The sequence below is a fragment of the Streptomyces sp. SN-593 genome (assembly GCF_016756395.1).
In the GTDB taxonomy this organism is placed as follows: domain Bacteria; phylum Actinomycetota; class Actinomycetes; order Streptomycetales; family Streptomycetaceae; genus Actinacidiphila; species Actinacidiphila reveromycinica.
This window is the reverse complement of sequence record NZ_AP018365.1, coordinates 805,361-824,713: the sequence shown is the minus strand read 5'-3', so window position 1 is coordinate 824,713 and position 19,353 is coordinate 805,361. Positions and strand designations below refer to the sequence as shown.

Here is a 19,353-nt window from a genome sequence, read left to right as displayed (position 1 = left end):
GAGTGACCACCGCGGCCGTCTCCGTGACGGCCGCACCGCTCGCCAGGAGAGCCCTCCACACGAGGAGAGTCCATGCGCACACCCCGCCCGCGGCCGCGCGCCGTGGTCGCCGCGGCAGGAGCCACCGCCCTGACCGCCGCCGCCCTGATCGCGGCACCGCTCACCGGCGCGGCCACGGCGGCGGCCGGCCACGCGGCGCCCGCCGTGCGACCGGTGCCCGCCGTCGTCGGACACGAGCTGGTCAAGGACGCGAGCAGCCCGCTGACCATCGCCCAGTGCCAGGCACAGTGGGGCATCAACTGCTACACACCCACGCAGTACCGGCAGGCGTACGACCTCAACCCGCTCTACCGCGCGGGCGTGACGGGCAAGGGCCGGACGATCGTGATCGTCGACTCGTTCGGCTCGCCGACGATCCAGCACGACCTGGACGTCTACAGCAAGCAGTTCGGGATTCCCAGCACCACGGTGCAGGTGGTCAAGTGGGGCGACGTGCCGCCCTTCGACCCCACCAACCCCGACCACACCGGCTGGGCCGGCGAGAGCACCCTCGACGTGGAGATGGCGCACGCGATCGCCCCGGCCGCGCACATCGTGCTGCTGGAGACCGGCGTGGCCGAGACCGAGGGCGTCACCGGCCTGCCCGAGATGATGGACGGCGAGAAGGCGCTGATCGACAAGGGCGTCGGCGACGTCATCACCCAGAGCTTCGGGGCCACCGAGAACACCTTCCCGGGCTTCGACCAGGGCGACTTCTCCAGCATCCAGAAGCTGCGCTACGCCTTCGAGGACGCCGCGCGCCACGGCGTCACGGTGCTCGGCTCGTCCGGGGACGGCGGTGCGACCGACGCGACCGAGGACGGCAGCTCCAACTACCCGTACGCGGTGAACTCCTGGCCCTCCTCCGACCCGCTGGTCACCTCCGTCGGCGGTACCCAGCTCCACCTGGACGACGCCGGGAACCGCACCGCGCCGGACAGCGTGTACAACGACTACGGCGCCGGCGGCGGCGGCCAGTCGCACGTCTTCGCCCGGCCGGCGTACCAGAACGGCGTGAAGAACGTGGTCGGCGCGCGGCGCGGCACCCCCGACGTCTCGATGTCCGCGGCCGTCGACGGCGGCGCCTGGGTGTACTCCAGCTACGACCCGACGGCCGTCGGGTGGGACGTCTACGGCGGCACCAGCGAGGCCAGCCCGCTCTTCTCCGGCATCGTGGCGCTCGCCGACCAGGTCGCCGGGCACCGGGTCGGCGACATCCACACCGCGCTGTACGCCCTGGCCAAGGGCACGGGCAAGGTCGGCGGCGTGGTCGACGTCAAGGACGGGACGGACAACTCCTACGACGGTGTCACCGGCTACACGGCCGTGAAGGGGTACGACATGGCCACCGGCGTCGGCACCGTGGACGCCGCCCGGTTCGTGCCCGCGCTGGCGCTGCTCAGCCCGCGGCGCTGACGCGCACCCCGCCACCGCCGGCCGCCGCCGCGCCCGTTTTTGTCGGGGCGCGGCGGCGGCCGCCGCGTACGGCCGGCCAACCGGATTATCTGTTAGGGCCCTTGACAGTTGGGTGGTCCAGATCAAACAGTATGGATCAGCATTGGTCCAGACCAGCGCGGCCCGCCGTGCTGGGACCCCCACACCGAAGGGAGCGCGGTCCATGACCGGACGCGTTCGCAGACCACTGAGCGCCCTGATCGCGGGCGTCGCCGCAGCCGCCTCGGCCGGCCTGGTGCTGGCCGGCGCCGGCGGTGCGCACGCCGCGGCTCCGCAGGCCACCGCCGCCACCGCACTTCCCAGCCACGTGTTCGCCCCGTACTTCGAGGCGTACAACGGCAACAGCCTCTCGGGGCTGGCCGCCGACTCGGGCAACAAGTACCTGACGATGGCCTTCCTCCAGACCGCCTCCGCGGGCTCCTGCACCCCGGACTGGAACGGCGACGGCTCCACGCCGGTCAGCCAGGCGAACTTCGGCAGCGACATCGCCACCATCCAGGCCGGCGGCGGCGACGTGATCCCGTCCTTCGGGGGATACGCGGCCGACAGCACCGGCACCGACATCGCCGACAGCTGCACGAACGTCAACTCCATCGCCGCGGCGTACGAGAGCGTCATCACCACCTACAACGTCAGCCGGATCGACCTCGACGTCGAGGCGGACTCGCTGACCAACGCCGCGGGCCTGGACCGCCGCAACAAGGCCGTCAAGCTGGTGCAGGACTGGGCGGCGGCCAACGGCCGCACCGTGCAGTTCTCCTACACCCTCCCCACCACCACCCACGGCCTGACCACCGGCACCCTCGGTGACGGCTCCGGGCTGTCGGTGCTCAAGAACGCGGTCGCCGACGGCGTGCGGCTCGACGTCGTGAACCAGATGACGTTCGACTACTACGACGGCGCCACGCACGAGATGGCCACCGACACCGAGACCGCGTCGCAGGGCCTGCACGACGAACTCGCGCAGCTCTACCCGTCGAAGAGCGACGCGGACCTGTGGGCGATGATCGGCGTCACCGAGATGCCCGGCATCGACGACTACGGCGCCGCCGAGACCTTCACCACCGCCGACGCCACCACCGTCTACAACTGGGCGGTCAGCAAGGGCATCAACACCCTGTCGTTCTGGGCGCTCCAGCGTGACAACGGCGGCTGCCCCGGCCAGGGCGCATCGGACTCCTGCTCCGGCATCTCGCAGAGCACCTGGCAGTTCAGCCACACCTTCGAGCCGTTCACCGGCAGCACCGGCACCGGCGGCACCACCGGCGGCGGGTCCGGCGGCACCACGGGCGGCGGCACCGGCGGCGGCACCTGCACCGCCACGGCGTGGTCGTCGAGCGCGATCTACGTCGGCGGCGACAAGGTCTCCTACGGCGGCCACACCTGGCTCGCCAAGTGGTGGACCACCGGCGAGACCCCCGGAACCACCGGCGAGTGGGGCGTGTGGGAGGACGAGGGCGCCTGCTGACGCCTCTCGAACGGCCGACCGACACCCCCGGCGGGCGCGGTAGGTGTCCAGCGGGTGAACCGCGGCCGTCTCCGCGGTGAACACCCTGTGAACTGCGAGAACGCGGTGTGCGGCTCCGGTACGGTACCCCCGGGGCGGAGCCGCCCCGGCGTCGTACCGCGGCCGCGGATCCTCTAGAGTCTGAGCGGACGTCTACGCGAATGTAGTCGAGTCGGAGCGGGCCGGGCATGCCACGGGCGTGCCCGGTCCGTCCGCACTTCCCACCGGCACACCAGGACCAGGGGACGGAAACCACCCATGAGCGCCATCGGCCTCGGCCAGGCCGCCCTTCTCGGCATCGTGGAAGGACTGACCGAGTTCCTGCCGGTCTCCTCCACCGGGCACCTCAAGCTGGTTGAGGGCCTGATGAATATCCCGGTCGACGACGACGCCGTGGTCGGCTTCACCGCCGTGATCCAGGTCGGAGCCATCGCGGCGGTCTTCGTCTACTTCTTCAGGGACATCGCCCGGTTCGTGACCGCGTGGGTGCGCGGCCTGGCCGACCGCCGCGAGCGCGACGCCCACGACTACAAGTTCACCTGGTGGGTGATCTACTCCACCATCCCGATCGTCGTCGTCGGACTCGCCGCCAAGCCGCTCATCGACGGCCCGCTCGGCTCGCTGTGGGTGGTGGCGTTCTCGCTGATCGTCGGCAGCGGCGTGATGTGGGCCGCCGAGCAGATGGCCCGGTTCAAGCGCGGCGAGGACCAGGTCACCGTCAAGGACGCGATGATCGTCGGCTGCTCGCAGATCCTCGCGCTGCTCTTCCCCGGCTTCTCGCGCTCCGGTGCCACGATCTCCACCGCCCTCGTCCGCGACCTGGACCGGATGGCCGCCACCCGGCTGTCGTTCTTCCTCGGCCTGCCCGCGCTCACCGGCGCCGGGCTGTACGAACTCAAGGACGCCACCAGCGGGGGCGTCAGCGCCTCCGCGCTGGCCGTCGGCACCCTCGTGTCCTTCGTGGTCGCCTACGCCTCCATCGCCTGGCTGCTGAAGTTCGTCGCCCGGCACTCCTTCAACTCGTTCGTGGTCTACCGGATCGTGGTCGGCGTGGTCATCATCGGCCTGCTCGCGACGAACGTCGTCGACGCCTGAGCGGCCCGCCCGGGAGATGAGAAGGGCCCGGCCGGCCCATCCCCCACGGGTGGGCCGACCGGGCGCCCGGGGACGGTGCCCCGGGTCGGCGGTGACGACGACGCCGGTCAGGTCAGCGTCGCCGCCACCGGGTCCCAGTCCTCCGGAAGCGTCGCCACCTCCGGAGCGCGGGATTCGAGGGCCACGAAGCCGTGCCGCTCCGCGGAGTCCGTCACCGTGGACATCAACTCCAGCACGTGCTGCGCCAGCTCGCCCGACGCGCGGTGCGGCGCACCGGTCCGGATACCCCGCGCCATGTCCAGCACGCCGATGCCGCGGCCGGCGGTCGTCCCCGTCACCGGCAGGTCGCGCCAGTCCTCGTCGGTGAACGAGCGCACCTGGACCGGCCCCTCGAACGTGTTCGGGTCCGGCAGCGACAGCGTGCCCTCGGTCCCGGTGATCTCGATCATCCGGCGCGGCACCGAGGAGTCGAAGCTGAACGTCGCCGACGTGCTCGGGCCCGACGCGAAGTCGAGCAGCGCGTGCACGTGGGTGGGCACCTCCACCGCGAACGCGGTACCCGCCTTCGGGCCCGAGCCGACCACCCGCCGCGCCCGCGCCTGCCGCGCGCTCGCCGCGACCCGCTCCACCGGCCCGAACAGGGCGACCAGCGCGGTCAGGTAGTACGGACCGATGTCGAACAGCGGCCCGGCGCCGTACTGGAAGAGGAACTCCGGGCTCGGGTGCCAGCTCTCCGGCCCCGGCCCCTGCGTCACCGCGACCGCGCTGACCGGCTCGCCGATCACCCCGGCGGCCAGGGCCCGGGCCGCCGACTGGAGCCCGGCACCGAGGAACGTGTCCGGCGCGCTGCCCACCCGCAGGCCGTGCTCCTGCGCCTGCGCGAGGATCTTCGCGCCGTCCGCCGGCGCCAGCGCCAGCGGCTTCTCGCCGTAGACGTGCTTGCCGGCCGCCAGCGCGGCCGCGGCGACCTCGGCGTGCGCCGCCGGGATCGTCAGGTTGACGACGATCTCCACCTCGGGGATCGCCAGCACCGACGCCACGTCGCCCGCGTGCGGCACGCCGTACGCGTCCGCCTGCGCCCGGGCCCGCGCCACGTCCAGGTCCGCCACGGCCAGCACCCGGACGTCCGGGAAGGTGGACAGCGCCTCCAGGTACTGCGTGCTGATCACGCCGGCGCCGATCAGCGCGACGCCGACCGGACCGGAGCCCGAACCCGTGGTCATGAAAGCCCCTCCTCCAGCGCCGTCAGGTAGGCGCGGCTCTCGGCGACGGCCTCGAAGACGTCCGTGGCGCAACTGTCCAGCTCGACGATCCGCTGCGCGTCCGGCGCCGCGGCCAGGATCGACGGCACGTCGACGGCGCCCTTGCCGACCGCGGTGTGCGGCTCGCCCTTCACGCCCGGACCGTCCTTGACGTGCAGGGCGAGGACGCGGTCCCCCAGCGTGCGCAGCAGCGACGGCACGTCGGCGCCGCCGACCTGCGCCCAGTAGGTGTCGACCTCCAGGAACACCTCGGGGGCCAGCTCGTCGGCCAGCACCTCCAGCGCGGTGCGGCCCTCGAACCGCGGCTCGATCTCCCACCAGTGGTTGTGGTACCCGATCCGGATGCCGTGCCCGGCCGCCTTGGCGGCGAACCCGTTGAGCAGGTCGGCGGTGCGGTGCAGCCCGTCGGGGGTGGTGAACTCCTCCTCGGCGATGCCGCCGGGGATGATCGCCAGGTCGGTGCCGACCGTGGCGACCGCGTCGAACACCTCGCCCGCGTCCTTGTCGAAGAGCGCGTAGGCGTGCGTGCTGGACACGCTGACGCCCAGGTCGTCCAGGAGCTTGCGGAAGCCGGTCGGGTCGGCGGTCGGGTCGAACGCCTCGACGGCGCGGTAGCCGATCCCGGCGAGGCGGGTCAGCGTGCCGTCGCGGTCGGCGGCGATCTGGTCCCTCAGGGTGTAGAGCTGGATGCTCAGGGGTGTGGCCATCGAAGCGATGCCTCCTGGAAGTACAGCGGCGGGTGCGGGTGCGGGAACGCGGTGGGGGCGGCGGCGCCGGCGCGGCGGGCGGCCGTCACCCGACGATCAGCGGGCGCAGGGTGCGGTGGGCGATCTCCAGGCCGCGGGTGACCCGCTCCACGTCGCCGCTCCACACGGGGTCCTCGTGCTCGACCGAGAGCACCCCGGTGAAGCCGCCCTCGTAGAAGGTGTCCACCAGCCGGCGCCAGTCCACGTCGCCCAGGCCCGGGACCCGGTAGCGCCACCAGCCGCTGTCCCAGCCGTCGGCGCGCTCCACGGTGCGGCCGAAGAACCCGTACCGGTCCCGGGCCCGCGGGTCGAGCTGCGCGTCCTTGGCCTGGGCGTGCGGGATGCGGTCCAAGTAGGGCCCCAGAGCCGCGACCGGGTCGATGCCGAGCCACAGCAGGTGCGAGGGGTCGTAGTTCAGGTAGAAGCCGAGGTCGAACATCCACTCCCACAGCTCGGGGGAGTAGGCGAGGTTGCCCGGGTAGCCGTCCGGGTGCCACCCCTCCATCACGCAGTTCTCGATGATGATCCTCACGCCGCGCTCGCCGGCGTACTCCACCAGTGCGGGCAGTTCGCGCTCGGCCTGGGCGAGGTTCTCCTTCACCGACAGGCCCGGGTGGCGGCCGATGAAGGTGCCGACGTACTCCACGCCGAGCAGCGCGGCGGCGTCCACGTTGGCCCGTACATGGGCGGCGATCTCGGCGCGGCGCTCGCGGTCGGGGTGCAGGTTGTTCTCGTAGTACGCCAGCGCCGACAGCGTCAGGGAGTGCTGGTCGAACAGCGCGCGGACCCGGTCCGCCTCCGCCTTGCCGAAGTCCACCACGTCGATGTGGCTCGCCTCGAAGTCGCGTGAGCCGGTGGACGGCCAGGTGGCGACCTCCAGCGCGTCGTAGTCGTGGGCGGCGGCCCAGCCGGCGATCTCGGCGAGCGGGAGCTGCGGAAGGCAGGCGGTGAGGAAGCCCAGCTTCATCTCAGGAGACCTCTTTCCAGGTCCGGTCGTTCGCCGAGCCGAGGACGGCCTCGGTCAGGCGCACCATGCGGGCGGCGTCGGCGAAGGTGGCGAAGGGGGTGGTGGCGGAGGGAGCGGTGGCGGAAGGGGTGGCGGCGGAAGGGGCGGTGGCCGCGCGCGCGGCGTCGTGCACGTCGCGGACGAACGCGGCGAAGCAGTCGAGGTAGCCCATCGGGTGCCCGCCGGGCACCACCGACAGCCGGGCCGCCTCGGGGGAGAGGGTGGCCGGGTCGCGCAGCACCGTCGCGTTCTCGCCGCGGCTGCCGACGAAGAGCGACTCGGGCGCCTCCTGGTCGAAGGCGAGGGAGGTGCGGGTGCCGTCCACCTCGAACCACAGCCGGTTCTTGCGGCCGGGGGAGATCTGGGAGACCGTCACCGACCCGCTCGCGCCCAGGTCGGTACGGAAGAGAAGCTGCACGACGTCCTCGGTGGCGGGCGTGCCGCCGGTCCGCGGCACGCTCTGGGTGAGCGCGGTCAGCTCCGCGATGCGGTGGCCGGTCACCCACTCCACCAGGTCGCACCAGTGCGAGCCGATGTCGGCGAACGCCCGGGAGGGCCCGCCGGCGGCCGCGTCCACCCGCCAGTTGGTGTCCTCCGGCAGCAGCAGCCAGTCCTGGAGATAGTGCCCGTGCACCAGGCGCACGTCGCCGGCCCGGCCGTCGCGGACCCGGGCCCGGGCCTCGGCGGCCATCGGGTGGTAGCGGTAGACGAACGGCACCGCGGCGACCCGGCCGCTGCGCGCGGCCAGGTCCGCGAGGGCGTCCGCGGTGGCCGAGGAGGTGGTCAGCGGCTTCTCGCAGACCACGTGCTTGCCCGCGCGCAGGGCGAGTTCGGCGAGCCGGGCGTGCGCGTCGTTGGGCGTGCAGATGTGCACCACGTCCACGTCGTCGCTGGTGGCCAGCTCCTCGGAGGAGTCGAAGGCCCGGTCCACGCCGAGCGCGGCGGCGGCCTCCTTCGCGCGGGCCGGTGTGGAGGCACTGACACCCACGACCGGGGCGCCGCTGCGGCGTACGGCGTCCAGGTGGACCCGGCCGATCATGCCGGTGCCGGCGATCGCCGTGCGCAGCGCGGCCGTGCCGGGTGTGCCGGGCGCACCGGCCGTGTCCGGCGGGTTCTTTGCGTGGGGCCCCGAGAGTGACACCAAACTTCCCTCCCTTTCGGTTCGCTGGAAACGCTAGCCACTGGGGTTTCGGTTGACAATGGCAAGAATTACGCTAACTTCTGTCATAAATCGGCGGGTGGCCGCCCCCGCGACCTGAGGGGCGCCCGGTGCCGCGGAGGCGGGCGGAGGGCTGCCGGGCGACGGCGAGGCGACGGGACCGGGTCGGCTTCGGTTTCTGCTTCGCTTCTGCTTCGGTTCCGGCTTCGGCTCGGGCATCGTGCGGTCGGCTTCGCGCGGCGGGGCGGGCGGCTCGGCGCGCCGGCGCGGCGGTGTGCGAGGGTCGTCTGGGCCTCGCGCCCGACGGCGGCGCCGCATCGGAGGAAAGGGACGGGCGTACACGTGACCGCAGCAGCCGACCGGCAGCTCACCTCGCTCAGCGAACTCGCCGGGCTCGTGGCCGGGGGCGCCACCCGCCGCAGCCAACTGGCCACCGCCACCGGCCTGTCCCGCGCGGCGGTCGCCCAGCGGGTGGACCTGCTGATCGAGCGCGGCCTGCTGGTCGAGACGGGCACGGTCGCCACCGAACGCGGCCGTCCGCCGCTCGCCCTGCACCTCGCCTCGCACACCGCCGTGGTGTGCGCGGTGGACCTCGGCGCCACCCACGGCACCGTCGCGATCTCCGAGCTCGGCGGCGCCGTCCTGGCCGAGACCACCGAGGACCTCGACATCAACGACGGGCCCGAGACCGTACTGTCCGCGCTGGACGCGCAGATCGGACGGATGCTGGCCGCCGCGGGGCACCCGCCCGAGCACGTGCGCGCGATCAGCATCGGCGTGCCCGGACCGGTCGAGGCGAGCACCGGGACCGTGGTGCGCCCGCCGATCATGCGCGGCTGGGACGGCTACCGGGTCCCCGGGTTCTTCGCGGGCCGGCGCGGCGCCCCCGTGCTCGTGGACAACGACGTCAACATGATGGCGCTCGGCGAGTACGGCCACCGGCCCGCCACCGCCCACCTGCTCTACGTCAAGGTCGGCACCGGGATCGGCTGCGGCATCGTCTCGGGCGGCGTGGTGCACCGCGGCGCCAGCGGCGCGGCCGGCGACATCGGGCACATCGCCGTACCCGGACACGACGACGTGCTGTGCCACTGCGGCAACACCGGGTGCGTCGAGGCCGTCGCCTCCGGTGCCGCCGTGGCCGCCCGGCTGCGCGAGGCCGGGCTGCCGGCGGAGCACGCGGCCGACGTGGTGCGCCTGGTCTCCGAGGGCGACCCGCTGGCCCGCCGCCAGGTCCGGCTCGCCGCACAGCGGATCGGCGACGTCCTCGCCTCGCTCGTCAGCTTCTACAACCCCGACACCATCGTGCTGGGCGGTTCGATCGCCTCGCTGCACGACGACCTGCTCGCGGACATCCGCGCCGCCGTCTACCGCCGGGCGCTGCCGCTGGCCACGCGCACCGTCGCGATCGAGACCACCGTGCTCGGCCGCCGCGCGGGCATCGAGGGCGCCCGCCGGCTGGCCGTCCACCACCTCCTGTCCCCGGCCGGCATCGCCCGCTTCCTCGGCGCCTGAACGCCCGACGGACGACCGGCAGCGCGCACCTGCGTGGGCGGCGGTCCCGTCCCGCGGCGCCCTCCGGGCCGCGGAATTGCGCCGTACGAAGGGCGCCCGGTACGTTTCCGCAGGCCGTCGGCGCGGCGGGCCCCCGGGGGAGTGGCCCGTGCCGCGCGCCTGGGCGGCACGGCACGGCCATGGGGTTCGGCCGGACACAGCAGTGGGGGGAGCACACATGGGCGACGCGGCGTCGCACGGAGTACGGAGCACGGCCCGGGCCTGGGCACGGACGACGCGACGGCCGGCGGCGGGGGCGCTCTGCATCGCGGCGCTGGTGGCCGCGGCGACGGCCTGCGGGGGCGGCGGCGACGGTACGGGCGGAGGTGCGCACGGGCCGACCGGTCCGGCGTCGACCGCCGCTGTTGCCGCGACCGGCACGGCTCCCGCGGCGCGGATGCTCGACCAACGGCAGTTGGAACAGGCGGCCGTGGCCAAGACCGACCTGCCGGGATGGTCCACGGGCACGCAGTTCGGCCACGGCCCCGACGGGGTCACGATCAAGGTCGTGATCACGGACGTGGCCCGACTGCCCAAGGTGTCACCGGCCGCGTGCACGGCGCTGGCGGGGATCGCCATGGGGCCGGTGAGTCCCGGCCACCAGCATCACGCCCTGTTCGAGCAGGACGTCACGCGGGACGTCAAGGACGGCAAGGACGACTCGGTGGTCGGGGACACGCTCCTCGCCTACCAACCGGCGGACGCCGTCGGGGTGATGAAGGACCTGCGCGCGTCCCTGACCGCCTGTGACTCCTTCCCCGGCGGCCAGGGGGAGCGGTACACCCGCCCCGTGCCGGTGGCCGCCCCCTCCGTCGGTGACGACGCCGTGGAGTACACCATCACCCAGGTCGTGGACGGCGATGACGACGGCGACGCCCCCGTCGACGTGCCGTTCCGCTTCCTGGTCGTCCGCGTCGGCGCCACCGTCGTGGTGCTGTCCGCGATGGGCTTCCCCGGCGCGCATCCGGAGATCCCCGCCGAGGTGGTGACCGCGCAGATCGCCAAGGTGGCGAAGCTCGGCTGATTCTCCGACGGCGACAAAGGGCCGCGCGTCGATGCGGGACGTGGCGAGGAGCCGTGGACCGGGGCGCGCGCCGGCGCCGTCCGAGGGCGCGGTTTTGGCCGAACCGGGGGCCTGGCGGCGGCCGGGCGGGCATCCTATGGGCATGAAGGCGAACGGTGACGCTCAGGAGGAAGTGACCGGCCCGCAGTGGGCGCGGCCGACCGAGACACCGTCGCCGGTCGCGGCGGGGATGGCCGCGCCCGCGGACGTGGAGACGTGGAAGGCGCGCAAGGCGTACCCGTCGACCCTGTTCGCCGGCGGTCCGGTCTTCGGCGTCGCCCGCGAACGGGCCGAAGGTGGCTGGAAGTTGCGCCCGGGCTTCGCCGGACTCGCCCCGCAGGACGCCCGCGACGCGCTCGGCGCGCACTTCCGCACCCGGGCCGACCGGTGCGCGGCCGACGGCGACGAGGCCGGCCGCGCCCAGTACGCCGAGGCGGCCGACCGGCTCGACTGGGAGCGGCTCGACGAGCTGACCGTGGCCGGTGCGCGCTACCGCGTGGTGCGGGCCGAGCGCTTCATCCGGATGGGCCCCGACGGCCCCGAACCGCCGCGTGCCACCGACCCCGACCGGACCCACCCCGCGCAGCCGCCGCTGGACCCCGCGGCGGACCTGGCCATCGCCTCCGGCGGCGAGGCCACGCTGCCGCCCGGCGTGCTGCGGGTCGAACTCCTCACCGCGCTGCGGAAGAACGGCAGCGTGCCCCGCGACGTGCGGGAGGACTCCCGTGCCGCCGCGCGCAGCCACCCGGGTGGAGTGCTGCTGCCGGCGACCTTCATGGCCGCCGAGCGCGAAGGGGGCCGCTGGCGGCCGCAGTCCACCGGCACCGCCGCCACTCCGCGCGACGCCCGCGACGGGTTGGCGATGCAGTTGCGGGTGATGGTGCCGTGGCAGCGCGAACTCACCGACGAGGAGCACGAGTCCTACAAGCGCGCGGCCGATCTCCTCGACACCGAGCAGCTCGACGAACTCGACGTCGCCGGGAGGCACTTCCGGATCATCCGGGTCGAGCGGCTGATCCGGACCGGCGCGGACGGCCCGGAGGGACCGCGCCGCTCGGACGCCGACCCGGTGCCGCCGGCCCTGGTCCACGACCGGCAACTGCGCGAGCAGGCGGCGGCGCAGGAGGAAGAGGACGGCGAAGGCGAGGAGAACACGCTGAAGTTCATGGCGCTGCTCGACGAGGAGCGCCGCCGCCGCGAGCACCTGCGCGAGGGCCGCTGACGGCGGTCACGCCTCGCCGCCACCGGTGGTGACCTGTCCGGTGGGCCGGGGGATCAGGGGCGGCGGGAGACGGTGCGCGGGCCGGTGACCTCGGCGCCCGCCGCGATGACACGGGCCCGCAGGCCGCGGTCGGCGGTCACCACCAGGCAGCGCCGGGGTCCGGCCGTCCCCGCCCGCGCGCCCTGCGCGATCTCGGCGATGAGGTCGTCACCGCTGCCGGGCGCGGAGCGGACCGTCACGCCGGGCACCGACCCGACCCCGCGGGCCGCGCCCTCGACCACGAGGACGACGTCCAGCGGGACGCCGCCCGCCCAGGTCGGCGCGGGGGCGCCGGGGGGAAGCCCCGTGGCGGCGTACGGCACGAGGGCGTCCCGCAGCCGCTCGGCGGCGGCGTACCTGTCACGCCACCAGCCGTCCGGCACGGAGCCGACCACGTTCGCCCCGTCCACGACGAGCAAGGGGGGTCCGGTCACGGGCCCCACTGTGGCACACGCCCCTCACTTCAGCGGCGGCGCGGCCGGCTCGGGCTGGGGCGTCGGCGGGATCGGGTCCGGCGCGGGCGACGGCGGCGTGGGCTCGGGGCCGGGAGGCGTCGGCACGGGGTCCGGCGAGGGCCCCGGCACCGGGTGCGGGCCGGGAGCGGGCACGGGGCTCGGCCCGGGACCGGGTCCCGGCGTCGGGTCCGGACCCGGAGGGGGCCCGCCCGGACGCGGGGGCGTCGGCGTGGGATACGGCTCGGTCATCATGTCCTCCCAGGTCGCTGCGGGGCGGGACGCGAACGCGCCCCGCGATCGACGCCCTCTCGCTTACCCGATGCCCCGCCCGTCATGCCGCCCCCGGCCCGTGCGGGTGAACCCGGCGCCGATCGGCAACCGGGCCGCGGCCCGCCGTGTCCCTCCGGGCAGCCGATCCCGCGGAAGGGACCGGCCCCGAGGAAGGGAGCCGCTCACGTGCCCATGGACCGCAGAGTCCCCCCGCAGCGCCTCGGCGCCGACGGCCTCGCGCACGTCGTGATCACCGCCCGGGACGAGGCGAGTGCCTACCGGGTCTTCGACGCCCTGGTCGAGCGCTTCCCCGGCGTCGAGGCGCCGGTTCCGTGGCCCGCCCGCCCCGGCCTGGTGGCGCTCCGCGTCCTCACCCCGACGCTGGGCCCCGCCGGGGGCACGCTCGGGCAGCCGCAGCCGCAGCCGCAGCCGCAGCCGCAGCCGCAGCCGCAGCCGCAGCCGTACGCCCCTGCTGTACCGGCCGCACTGCCCCCGCCGGTCGCCCCGGCGTCCCCGGATCGGCCGCCCGTACCGGCACCGGCACCGGCACCCGGGGGTACGGCGTCCCCGCCGTCCCCGCCGTCCGCCCCGGCGCCCCCGGACCCGGCCCCCCGGGTGCCCTCGCAGGCCCCGCGACCCGCTCCGGAACCGACGGGGAAGCCGCTTCCGCGCAGCCGCCCGCACCGGCGGATATCGGGTGATAATGGCTAGGACGACGACGATTCCGGCCGGCAGAGGAGGCGCCCCGGGAAGCCGAGACCTCCGGCGGAGGGCGGCCGAACCGCCCCGGCGGACCGTCCCGCGCGGGTGACCTCCGGCCGTCGACCCCACCCCGGAGCAGTTGGATGACAGCTCACAAGCCCCCCGTCCGCAGCCGCTACGACCCCCGCGTCGGAGCGTCCTCGTACGACGTCGCCGGCGGCCCGGCGATCGGCCCGGAGGAGCGGCTCGCCATGAACGGCATGGGCAGCTTCGACTGGGACCTCGACCAGGGGACCTTCGACCTCGACGAGGCGGGGCTGCGGGTGTTCGACCTGCGCCGCGAGGAGTTCAACCGCAGCCCCGACGCGCTGGTGCTGCGTATCACCCCCGAGGAGGGCGATCGTATCGACCGCGAGCTGCGCCGCGCCGTGCAGACCGGCCGGCGCAGCTACGGGGGGTACTTCCGGATCACCCGCCGGGACGGCGTCAAGCAGTGGACCCACACCCAGGGCACCATCCTGCGCGATCAGGAGGGCTACGCCCGCCGCGTCGTGGGCATCGTCCGGGTCGCCACCGACGACCTGACCCAGGCCGCGCCCTCCGACGCGCCTTCCGACGCGCCCGATGGCGGCGGCGTCCCGTCGCGCCGCAGCTTCTCCTCCGTCGTCGGCCGGACCACGGAGGCGCTGTCGCACGCGGTCACCGTGGACGACGTCACCGCGGTGCTGACCGGCGCGGGCGGTGCCGAGCGGTTCGGGGCCGACGGGCTGACGCTCTCGCTGGTCGAGGGCACCACCATGCGGTTCCTGATGACGGCCGGCGAACTCATGCGCGGGATACCGACGTTCGAGCCGGTCCGGCTGGTCGAGTCGCTGCCGCTGGCCGACTCCGTCCGCACCCAGCAGACCCACTTCTTCGCCGACAACGACGAACTCGAAGCGCGGTTCCCGCTCGCCGCCCCGTTCGTCGAGCAGATCGGGATGGACGCCTGCGCCTTCCTGCCGCTGATCGCCGAGTCCCGCTCGATCGGCGGGCTCGCCCTCTTCTACCGCGATCGCAACCGCTTCAGCCGGGAGGACCGGGAGCTGAGCGTGGCGCTGGCCGGCATCCTCGCCCAGTCGCTCCAGCGCGCCGTCCTCTTCGACCAGGAGCGGGAGTTCGCCACCGGTCTGCAGGCCACGATGCTGCCCCGGCACGTCCCCCGCTTCGAAGGCGCCGAGATCGCGGTGCGCTACCACGCCGCCTCCCGCGGACGCGAGGTCGGCGGCGACTGGTACGACGTCGTCGCGCTGCCGCAGAACCGGGTCGGCCTGGTGGTCGGCGACGTCCAGGGCCACGACACCCACGCGGCCGCCGTCATGGGCCAGTTGAGGATCGCGCTGCGCGCGTACGCGGCCGAGGGACACCCGCCCTCCACCGTGCTCGCCCGGGCCTCGCAGTTCCTCGCCGAACTCGACACCGAGCGCTTCGCCACCTGCGCCTACGCCCAACTCGACCTTGTCACCGGTGCGTTGTGGACCGCCCGGGCCGGCCACCTCGGGCCGCTGATCCGGCACACCGACGGGCGCACCGGCTGGCCGCACGTCCGCGGCGGCCTGCCGCTGGGCATGACCGGGTTGGCCGACCTCCAGGAGTATCCGGAGACCCGGCTCGACCTGGTGCCCGACGAGACGCTGCTGTTCTGCACCGACGGCCTGGTCGAGGAGCGCGACACCGACATCGGCGTCGGCATGGCCGCGCTCGCCGAGGCGGTCCGCGGCGGCCCGCGCCGCGCCGAGGACCTGGCCGACCACCTCGCCGACAGCCTCTGGCAGCGCTGGGGTTCCAGTGACGACGTCGCGCTGCTCGTGCTGCGCCGCGCGCCGGACCCCGGCACCAGCCGCGCGCCGCGCATCCACCAGTACGTCCACCAGGCCGACCCCGACAGCCTGGCCGACGCCCGGCTGGCGCTGCGGCAGGCGCTCACCGCCTGGGAGTTGGGCGGACTGTCCGACGACGTGGAACTCGCCGCCGGCGAACTCCTGGTCAACGTCCTGCTGCACACCGAGGGCGGCGCCGTCCTCACCCTGGAGGTGCTGCCCGAACCGGTGCGCAGGGTGCGGCTGTCGGTGCAGGACCGCTCCAGCGTCTGGCCGCGCCGCCGCACTCCCGGCGAGGCCGCCACCTCCGGGCGCGGCCTGCTGATGGTCGACGCGCTCGCCGACACCTGGGGCGTCGAACCGCGCGGCGACGGCAAGGCGGTGTGGTGCGAGTTCGGCGGTGGGACCGGGATCGGCCCCACCGCCTGACCTGCCGACCCTCAGCTCACGTTCAGCGCCGTGTCGTCCACGACGAACGACGTCTGGAGCTTGGAGCCCTCCACGCCGGTGAACTTCAGCGTCACCGTCTGCCCCGCGTACGCGCTCAGGTTGAAGGTGTGCTGGGTGTAGCCGGACGCCGCGTTCGTGTTGGAGTACGTCGCGAGCGTCGACAGCACCGTGCCCGAGGAGTTCAGCACCTGCGCGGTCAGCGTGTCGTACGCCGTCGAGCCGGTCTCCGCGGTGTCGATGTGCAGCCAGTAGCTGTACGAGGCCGAGCAGCCGGACGGGATCGCCACGCTCTGCGCGAGCGTGTTGGTGGTCGCGGTGCCGTACCCGTCGAGCCACGCCTTGTACGAACCGGTGCGCGCGGCCTCGGCGGTGGCGTTCGTGATCACCTTGGTGCTCGCGGTCCAGCCGGTGTTCCCCGACTCGAAGCCGGGGTTGGTGATGAGCTGCGCGGAGGTGCAGCCGCCGGAGCCGCCCGTGGTCGAGCCGCTGGTGGTGCCGGTGGAGGTACCGGTGGACGTCCCGGACGAGGTGCCCGAGGTGGTGCCGGACGTCGTGCCCCCGGTGGTGGTCCCGCTGCCGTCGCCGGCCAGCCACGCGGTGGCGTTGAGCGCGAGGGCGGCGTCGGTGCCACGGGTGTCGTTCCAGCCGTCGTACAGGGTGTTGCCCGACTGGCCGGTGCCGTCGTCGACCGGCGAGCTGTCGCCCCAGATCGCCACCCGGCCGCTGCCGAAGGTGCTGGTGACGAAGAACGCGCCGGTGTTCCCGGAGTAACCGGTCCGGTACAGCAGCCCCTTGACGCTGGAGTTGTCCGCCGGCTTGAGCGTGAAGGTGGTGCCGTCGGCGATGATGCTGCCGGTCACCTTGCCGAACGAGCCGTTGAGCACCGGGTTGGTGCTGTCACTGATCGCCTTGGGCGTGTCGGTGCTGATGTCGAGCAGGTCGACGGAGAAGCCGAACGGGTCGGTGCTGTCCACGCTGTTGGTGGTCAGCAGGTCGTTGATGACGTTCGGCGAGTCCCAACCGTCGCTGTTGCGGTCGCTGTTCTGGTGGTCGGAGATGAGGAACAGGCCGCCGCCGTTCTTCACGAAGGTCATCACCGCGGTCTTCTCGGCCGCGCTGAGCTGGGTGTTGGGCTCGTCGAGCACGAACTCGTCGTAGTTGCTGAGGTCCTGCGCGTTCGACGAGTTGCCGTAGGTGATGGTCTTGCCGGACGCCAGGGTCGCCAGGCTGTAGCCGCCGGTCTTCTGGAGGGCGACGCCCCACGAGGACAGCGCGCCGGTCCAGTCGGTCTCCTTGCTGGGCGAGGCGTTCTGGGCCAGCGGGTCCGGCTTGCTGGTGCTGATGATCCAGTCCGCGTTGCCGGCCTCCTCGGCCTTCGTGTCGTCGAACAGCACGCGGTGGGTGGCCGTGGCGGCAGGGGCGGCCCCGGCCGACTGCGGCCCGGCCGCCGCCTGCGCGCTGCCGCCCGACAGGGCCAGGCCGCCGAGCGCGGCGACCGCGCTCAGGGCGGCTGCCGCGCCGACCAGCACGCGGCCGCGGGGGAACAGGGGGACGTGCGGCAGTGCCGGCACCCGATCCGCGGGTGCGGCGCCGGACCTGCCGGATCTGCGGGACGATCCGGCGGCGCCGGGGACTCGGATAGGCATCCGTCAACCTCCAGGTGGGGGCGGTACATGGGGAACCGTCGTCGGAAGTGGGCGTGCTGTGCGAGACATGGTGCAGCACCTGATTCTCCGCGCGTAGAGCCCGAGAAGCATGTGCGTGGTGTGACGAGGTGGTGAACGTCCCACGAAACGCGGGAGTGCACAAGTGTCCCGAGCGCCACCGCGGTGGCCCCCGTGCTGTCGCGGAGCCGCACCGTCCCGGGTGACGATGGCCCGGATACCCCGCGCCCGCCCGGGTAGGGGCCCTGCGACGGCGCCGCCCCCTTGGCGGCGGCCGGAAACCGCGGGGGACAGGGGGACGAAGGAGGAGCAGACGATGCCCATCGCCAGCGTGGATCCCGCCACCGGGCGGACCCTTGAGACGTTCGAGCCGATGGACGCGGCGGCCGTCGAGGAGCGTGTCGCCAAGGCGGCGAGAGCCTTCCGCGAGCACCGCGAGACCGACTTCGCCACCCGCGCCGCCCTGATGCGGGCCGCCGCCGACCTGCTGGACGGCGAGCGCGACACGATCGCGCGGACCATGACCGCCGAGATGGGCAAGACCTTCGCCTCCGCCCGCGCGGAGGCCGCCAAGTGCGCCAAGGCGATGCGCTGGTACGCCGACCACGCCGAGGAACTGCTCGCCGACGAGCACCCCGACCCGGCGGACGTCGCGGACAGCGGGGCGGAGCGTGCGGTGGTGCGCTACCGCCCGCTCGGCGTCGTGCTGGCCGTCATGCCGTGGAACTTCCCGCTGTGGCAGGTGGTCCGCTTCGCCGCGCCCGCGCTGATGGCGGGCAACACCGGCCTGCTCAAGCACGCCTCCAACGTCCCGCGGACCGCGCTCTACCTCGGCGACCTCTTCCACCGGGCGGGCTTCGCGGACGGCTGCTTCCAGACCCTGCTGGTCGGCTCGGGCGCTGTCGAGGACGTCCTGCGCGACCCGCGGGTGGCCGCGGCCACCCTCACCGGCAGCGAGGGCGCCGGCCGGGCGGTGGCCGCCGCGGCCGGCGACGCGATCAAGCCGACCGTGCTCGAACTCGGCGGCAGCGACCCGTTCGTGGTGATGTCGTCGGCCGCCGCGGAGCTCGACGACGCGGTCTCCACCGCCGTCACCGCCCGGGTGCAGAACAACGGCCAGTCCTGCATCGCCGCCAAGCGCTTCATCGTGCACGAGGACGTGTACGACGCGTTCGCCGAGCGGTTCGTGCGGGCCATGGAGCGGCTGACCGTCGGCGACCCGATGGACGACTCCACCGACGTCGGCCCGGTCGCCACCGAGCAGGGCCGCGCCGACCTGGAGGAACTCGTCGAGGACGCGCTCTCCCGGGGAGCCGCGGCCCTGTGCGGCGGCGGCCGGCCCGCGGCCCTGCCCGACGGCTGGTTCTACGAGCCCACGGTGCTGGCCGGCGTCACCGACGCGATGCGCATCCACCGCGAGGAGGCGTTCGGCCCGGTCGCCACCCTCTACCGGGTGCCCGACCTGGACGCGGCCGTCGCGCTCGCCAACGACACGCCGTTCGGGCTCAGCTCCAACGTCTGGACGCGGGACGCGGACGAGCAGCGCCGGTTCGCCCGTGACCTGGAGGCGGGCGGCGTCTTCTTCAACGGCATGACCGCCTCCCACCCGGCCCTGCCCTTCGGCGGGGTGAAGCGCTCCGGCTACGGCCGGGAGCTGTCCGCCCAGGGCATCCGGGCGTTCTGCAACGTGACCACGGTGTGGTTCGGCCGCTGACGGAGCACTGAGCGCGAGGTACGGAGGGGCCCGCCGCGCTCCGAGCCGGTTCTGGAGCTTCGGCCGAGCCGCGGGCCCGAGCACCGGGCCCG

The 19,353-nt window shown here is 74.0% G+C and carries 15 protein-coding genes; 9 read left to right on the top strand and 6 right to left on the bottom strand.

Features of this window, described 5'->3' with window-relative positions:
* Positions 1-72: 72 nt before the first annotated feature.
* From RVR_RS03445 to RVR_RS03435, 3 genes are all read left to right on the top strand, one after another.
* Positions 73-1,455 (top strand): S53 family peptidase, encoded by a 1,383-nt coding sequence (locus RVR_RS03445; RefSeq protein ID WP_202232426.1) that lies wholly within the window; start codon positions 73-75, stop codon positions 1,453-1,455.
* A gap of 202 nt (positions 1,456-1,657) precedes the next feature.
* Positions 1,658-2,962, top strand: a complete 1,305-nt coding sequence (locus RVR_RS03440) for a chitinase (protein ID WP_202232425.1) — start codon at positions 1,658-1,660, stop codon at positions 2,960-2,962.
* 297 nt (positions 2,963-3,259) lie between these two features.
* A complete protein-coding gene (locus RVR_RS03435) occupies positions 3,260-4,096 on the top strand; it encodes an undecaprenyl-diphosphate phosphatase (RefSeq protein WP_202232424.1) in 837 nt (278 codons plus the stop codon).
* A gap of 107 nt (positions 4,097-4,203) precedes the next feature.
* On the opposite strand, the gene RVR_RS03430 is transcribed toward RVR_RS03435, so the two are convergent.
* From RVR_RS03430 to RVR_RS03415, 4 genes are all read right to left on the bottom strand, one after another.
* Complete coding sequence (locus RVR_RS03430; protein WP_202232423.1) at positions 4,204-5,319, bottom strand: Gfo/Idh/MocA family protein; 1,116 nt, start codon at positions 5,317-5,319, stop codon at positions 4,204-4,206.
* Positions 5,316-6,065, bottom strand: coding sequence for a sugar phosphate isomerase/epimerase family protein (locus tag RVR_RS03425; protein WP_202232422.1), 750 nt, complete (start codon positions 6,063-6,065; stop codon positions 5,316-5,318). The genes RVR_RS03430 and RVR_RS03425 overlap by 4 nt, the downstream gene beginning before the upstream one ends.
* Positions 6,066-6,150: 85 nt before the next feature.
* Positions 6,151-7,071, bottom strand: a complete 921-nt coding sequence (locus RVR_RS03420; protein WP_202232421.1) for a sugar phosphate isomerase/epimerase family protein — start codon at positions 7,069-7,071, stop codon at positions 6,151-6,153.
* Between the two features lies 1 nt (position 7,072).
* On the bottom strand, positions 7,073-8,251 hold the full coding sequence (locus RVR_RS03415; protein WP_237404546.1) for a Gfo/Idh/MocA family protein: 1,179 nt from the start codon (positions 8,249-8,251) through the stop codon (positions 7,073-7,075).
* A gap of 360 nt (positions 8,252-8,611) precedes the next feature.
* Here RVR_RS03415 and RVR_RS03410 point away from each other — a divergent pair, with 360 nt between their 5' ends.
* The 3 genes from RVR_RS03410 (at position 8,612) to RVR_RS03400 (ending at position 12,108) form a co-directional block, all read left to right on the top strand.
* The gene (locus RVR_RS03410) at positions 8,612-9,784 is read left to right on the top strand and encodes an ROK family transcriptional regulator (RefSeq protein ID WP_202232420.1); all 1,173 of its coding nucleotides are present in this window, start codon (positions 8,612-8,614) and stop codon (positions 9,782-9,784) included.
* 217 nt (positions 9,785-10,001) lie between these two features.
* Positions 10,002-10,847, top strand: coding sequence for a hypothetical protein (locus RVR_RS03405; RefSeq protein ID WP_202232419.1), 846 nt, complete (start codon positions 10,002-10,004; stop codon positions 10,845-10,847).
* Between the two features lie 142 nt (positions 10,848-10,989).
* Complete coding sequence (locus RVR_RS03400) at positions 10,990-12,108, top strand: DUF5954 family protein (protein ID WP_237404545.1); 1,119 nt, start codon at positions 10,990-10,992, stop codon at positions 12,106-12,108.
* A gap of 53 nt (positions 12,109-12,161) precedes the next feature.
* On the opposite strand, the gene RVR_RS03395 is transcribed toward RVR_RS03400, so the two are convergent.
* Positions 12,162-12,581 (bottom strand): NTP pyrophosphohydrolase, encoded by a 420-nt coding sequence (locus tag RVR_RS03395; protein WP_202232418.1) that lies wholly within the window; start codon positions 12,579-12,581, stop codon positions 12,162-12,164.
* Positions 12,582-13,064: 483 nt separating this feature from the next.
* Between RVR_RS03395 and RVR_RS03390 the strand changes: the two genes are divergently transcribed.
* Positions 13,065-13,583 carry a hypothetical protein gene (locus RVR_RS03390; protein ID WP_202232417.1) on the top strand — a complete coding sequence of 173 codons (519 nt, stop codon included), beginning with the start codon at positions 13,065-13,067 and terminating at the stop codon, positions 13,581-13,583.
* 242 nt (positions 13,584-13,825) lie between these two features.
* Entirely contained in the window at positions 13,826-15,862 is a 2,037-nt protein-coding gene (locus RVR_RS03385) for a SpoIIE family protein phosphatase (RefSeq protein WP_237405221.1), read from the top strand.
* An 11-nt stretch (positions 15,863-15,873) separates the two neighbouring features.
* Here RVR_RS03385 and RVR_RS03380 read toward each other — a convergent pair whose 3' ends face one another.
* Positions 15,874-17,529 (bottom strand): hydrolase, encoded by a 1,656-nt coding sequence (locus RVR_RS03380; RefSeq protein WP_237404544.1) that lies wholly within the window; start codon positions 17,527-17,529, stop codon positions 15,874-15,876.
* A gap of 334 nt (positions 17,530-17,863) precedes the next feature.
* On the opposite strand from RVR_RS03380, the gene RVR_RS03375 reads away from it, so the two are divergent.
* A complete protein-coding gene (locus RVR_RS03375; protein WP_202232415.1) occupies positions 17,864-19,261 on the top strand; it encodes an NADP-dependent succinic semialdehyde dehydrogenase in 1,398 nt (465 codons plus the stop codon).
* The last annotated feature ends 92 nt before the right edge of the window (positions 19,262-19,353 follow it).

Excerpts from the sequence above, each read along its gene's own strand:
- RVR_RS03420 (WP_202232421.1), bottom strand. The coding sequence starts at position 7,071 with ATGAAGCTGGGCTTCCTCACCGCCTGCCTTCCGCAGCTCCCGCTCGCC.
- RVR_RS03440 (WP_202232425.1), top strand. The coding sequence starts at position 1,658 with ATGACCGGACGCGTTCGCAGACCACTGAGCGCCCTGATCGCGGGCGTC.
- RVR_RS03390 (WP_202232417.1), top strand. The coding sequence starts at position 13,065 with ATGGACCGCAGAGTCCCCCCGCAGCGCCTCGGCGCCGACGGCCTCGCG.
- RVR_RS03380 (WP_237404544.1), bottom strand. The coding sequence starts at position 17,529 with ATGCCTATCCGAGTCCCCGGCGCCGCCGGATCGTCCCGCAGATCCGGC.
- RVR_RS03400 (WP_237404545.1), top strand. The coding sequence starts at position 10,990 with ATGAAGGCGAACGGTGACGCTCAGGAGGAAGTGACCGGCCCGCAGTGG.
- RVR_RS03435 (WP_202232424.1), top strand. The coding sequence starts at position 3,260 with ATGAGCGCCATCGGCCTCGGCCAGGCCGCCCTTCTCGGCATCGTGGAA.
- RVR_RS03375 (WP_202232415.1), top strand. The coding sequence starts at position 17,864 with ATGCCCATCGCCAGCGTGGATCCCGCCACCGGGCGGACCCTTGAGACG.
- RVR_RS03430 (WP_202232423.1), bottom strand. The coding sequence starts at position 5,319 with ATGACCACGGGTTCGGGCTCCGGTCCGGTCGGCGTCGCGCTGATCGGC.
- RVR_RS03385 (WP_237405221.1), top strand. The coding sequence starts at position 13,826 with ATGAACGGCATGGGCAGCTTCGACTGGGACCTCGACCAGGGGACCTTC.
- RVR_RS03425 (WP_202232422.1), bottom strand. The coding sequence starts at position 6,065 with ATGGCCACACCCCTGAGCATCCAGCTCTACACCCTGAGGGACCAGATC.
- RVR_RS03445 (WP_202232426.1), top strand. The coding sequence starts at position 73 with ATGCGCACACCCCGCCCGCGGCCGCGCGCCGTGGTCGCCGCGGCAGGA.
- RVR_RS03405 (WP_202232419.1), top strand. The coding sequence starts at position 10,002 with ATGGGCGACGCGGCGTCGCACGGAGTACGGAGCACGGCCCGGGCCTGG.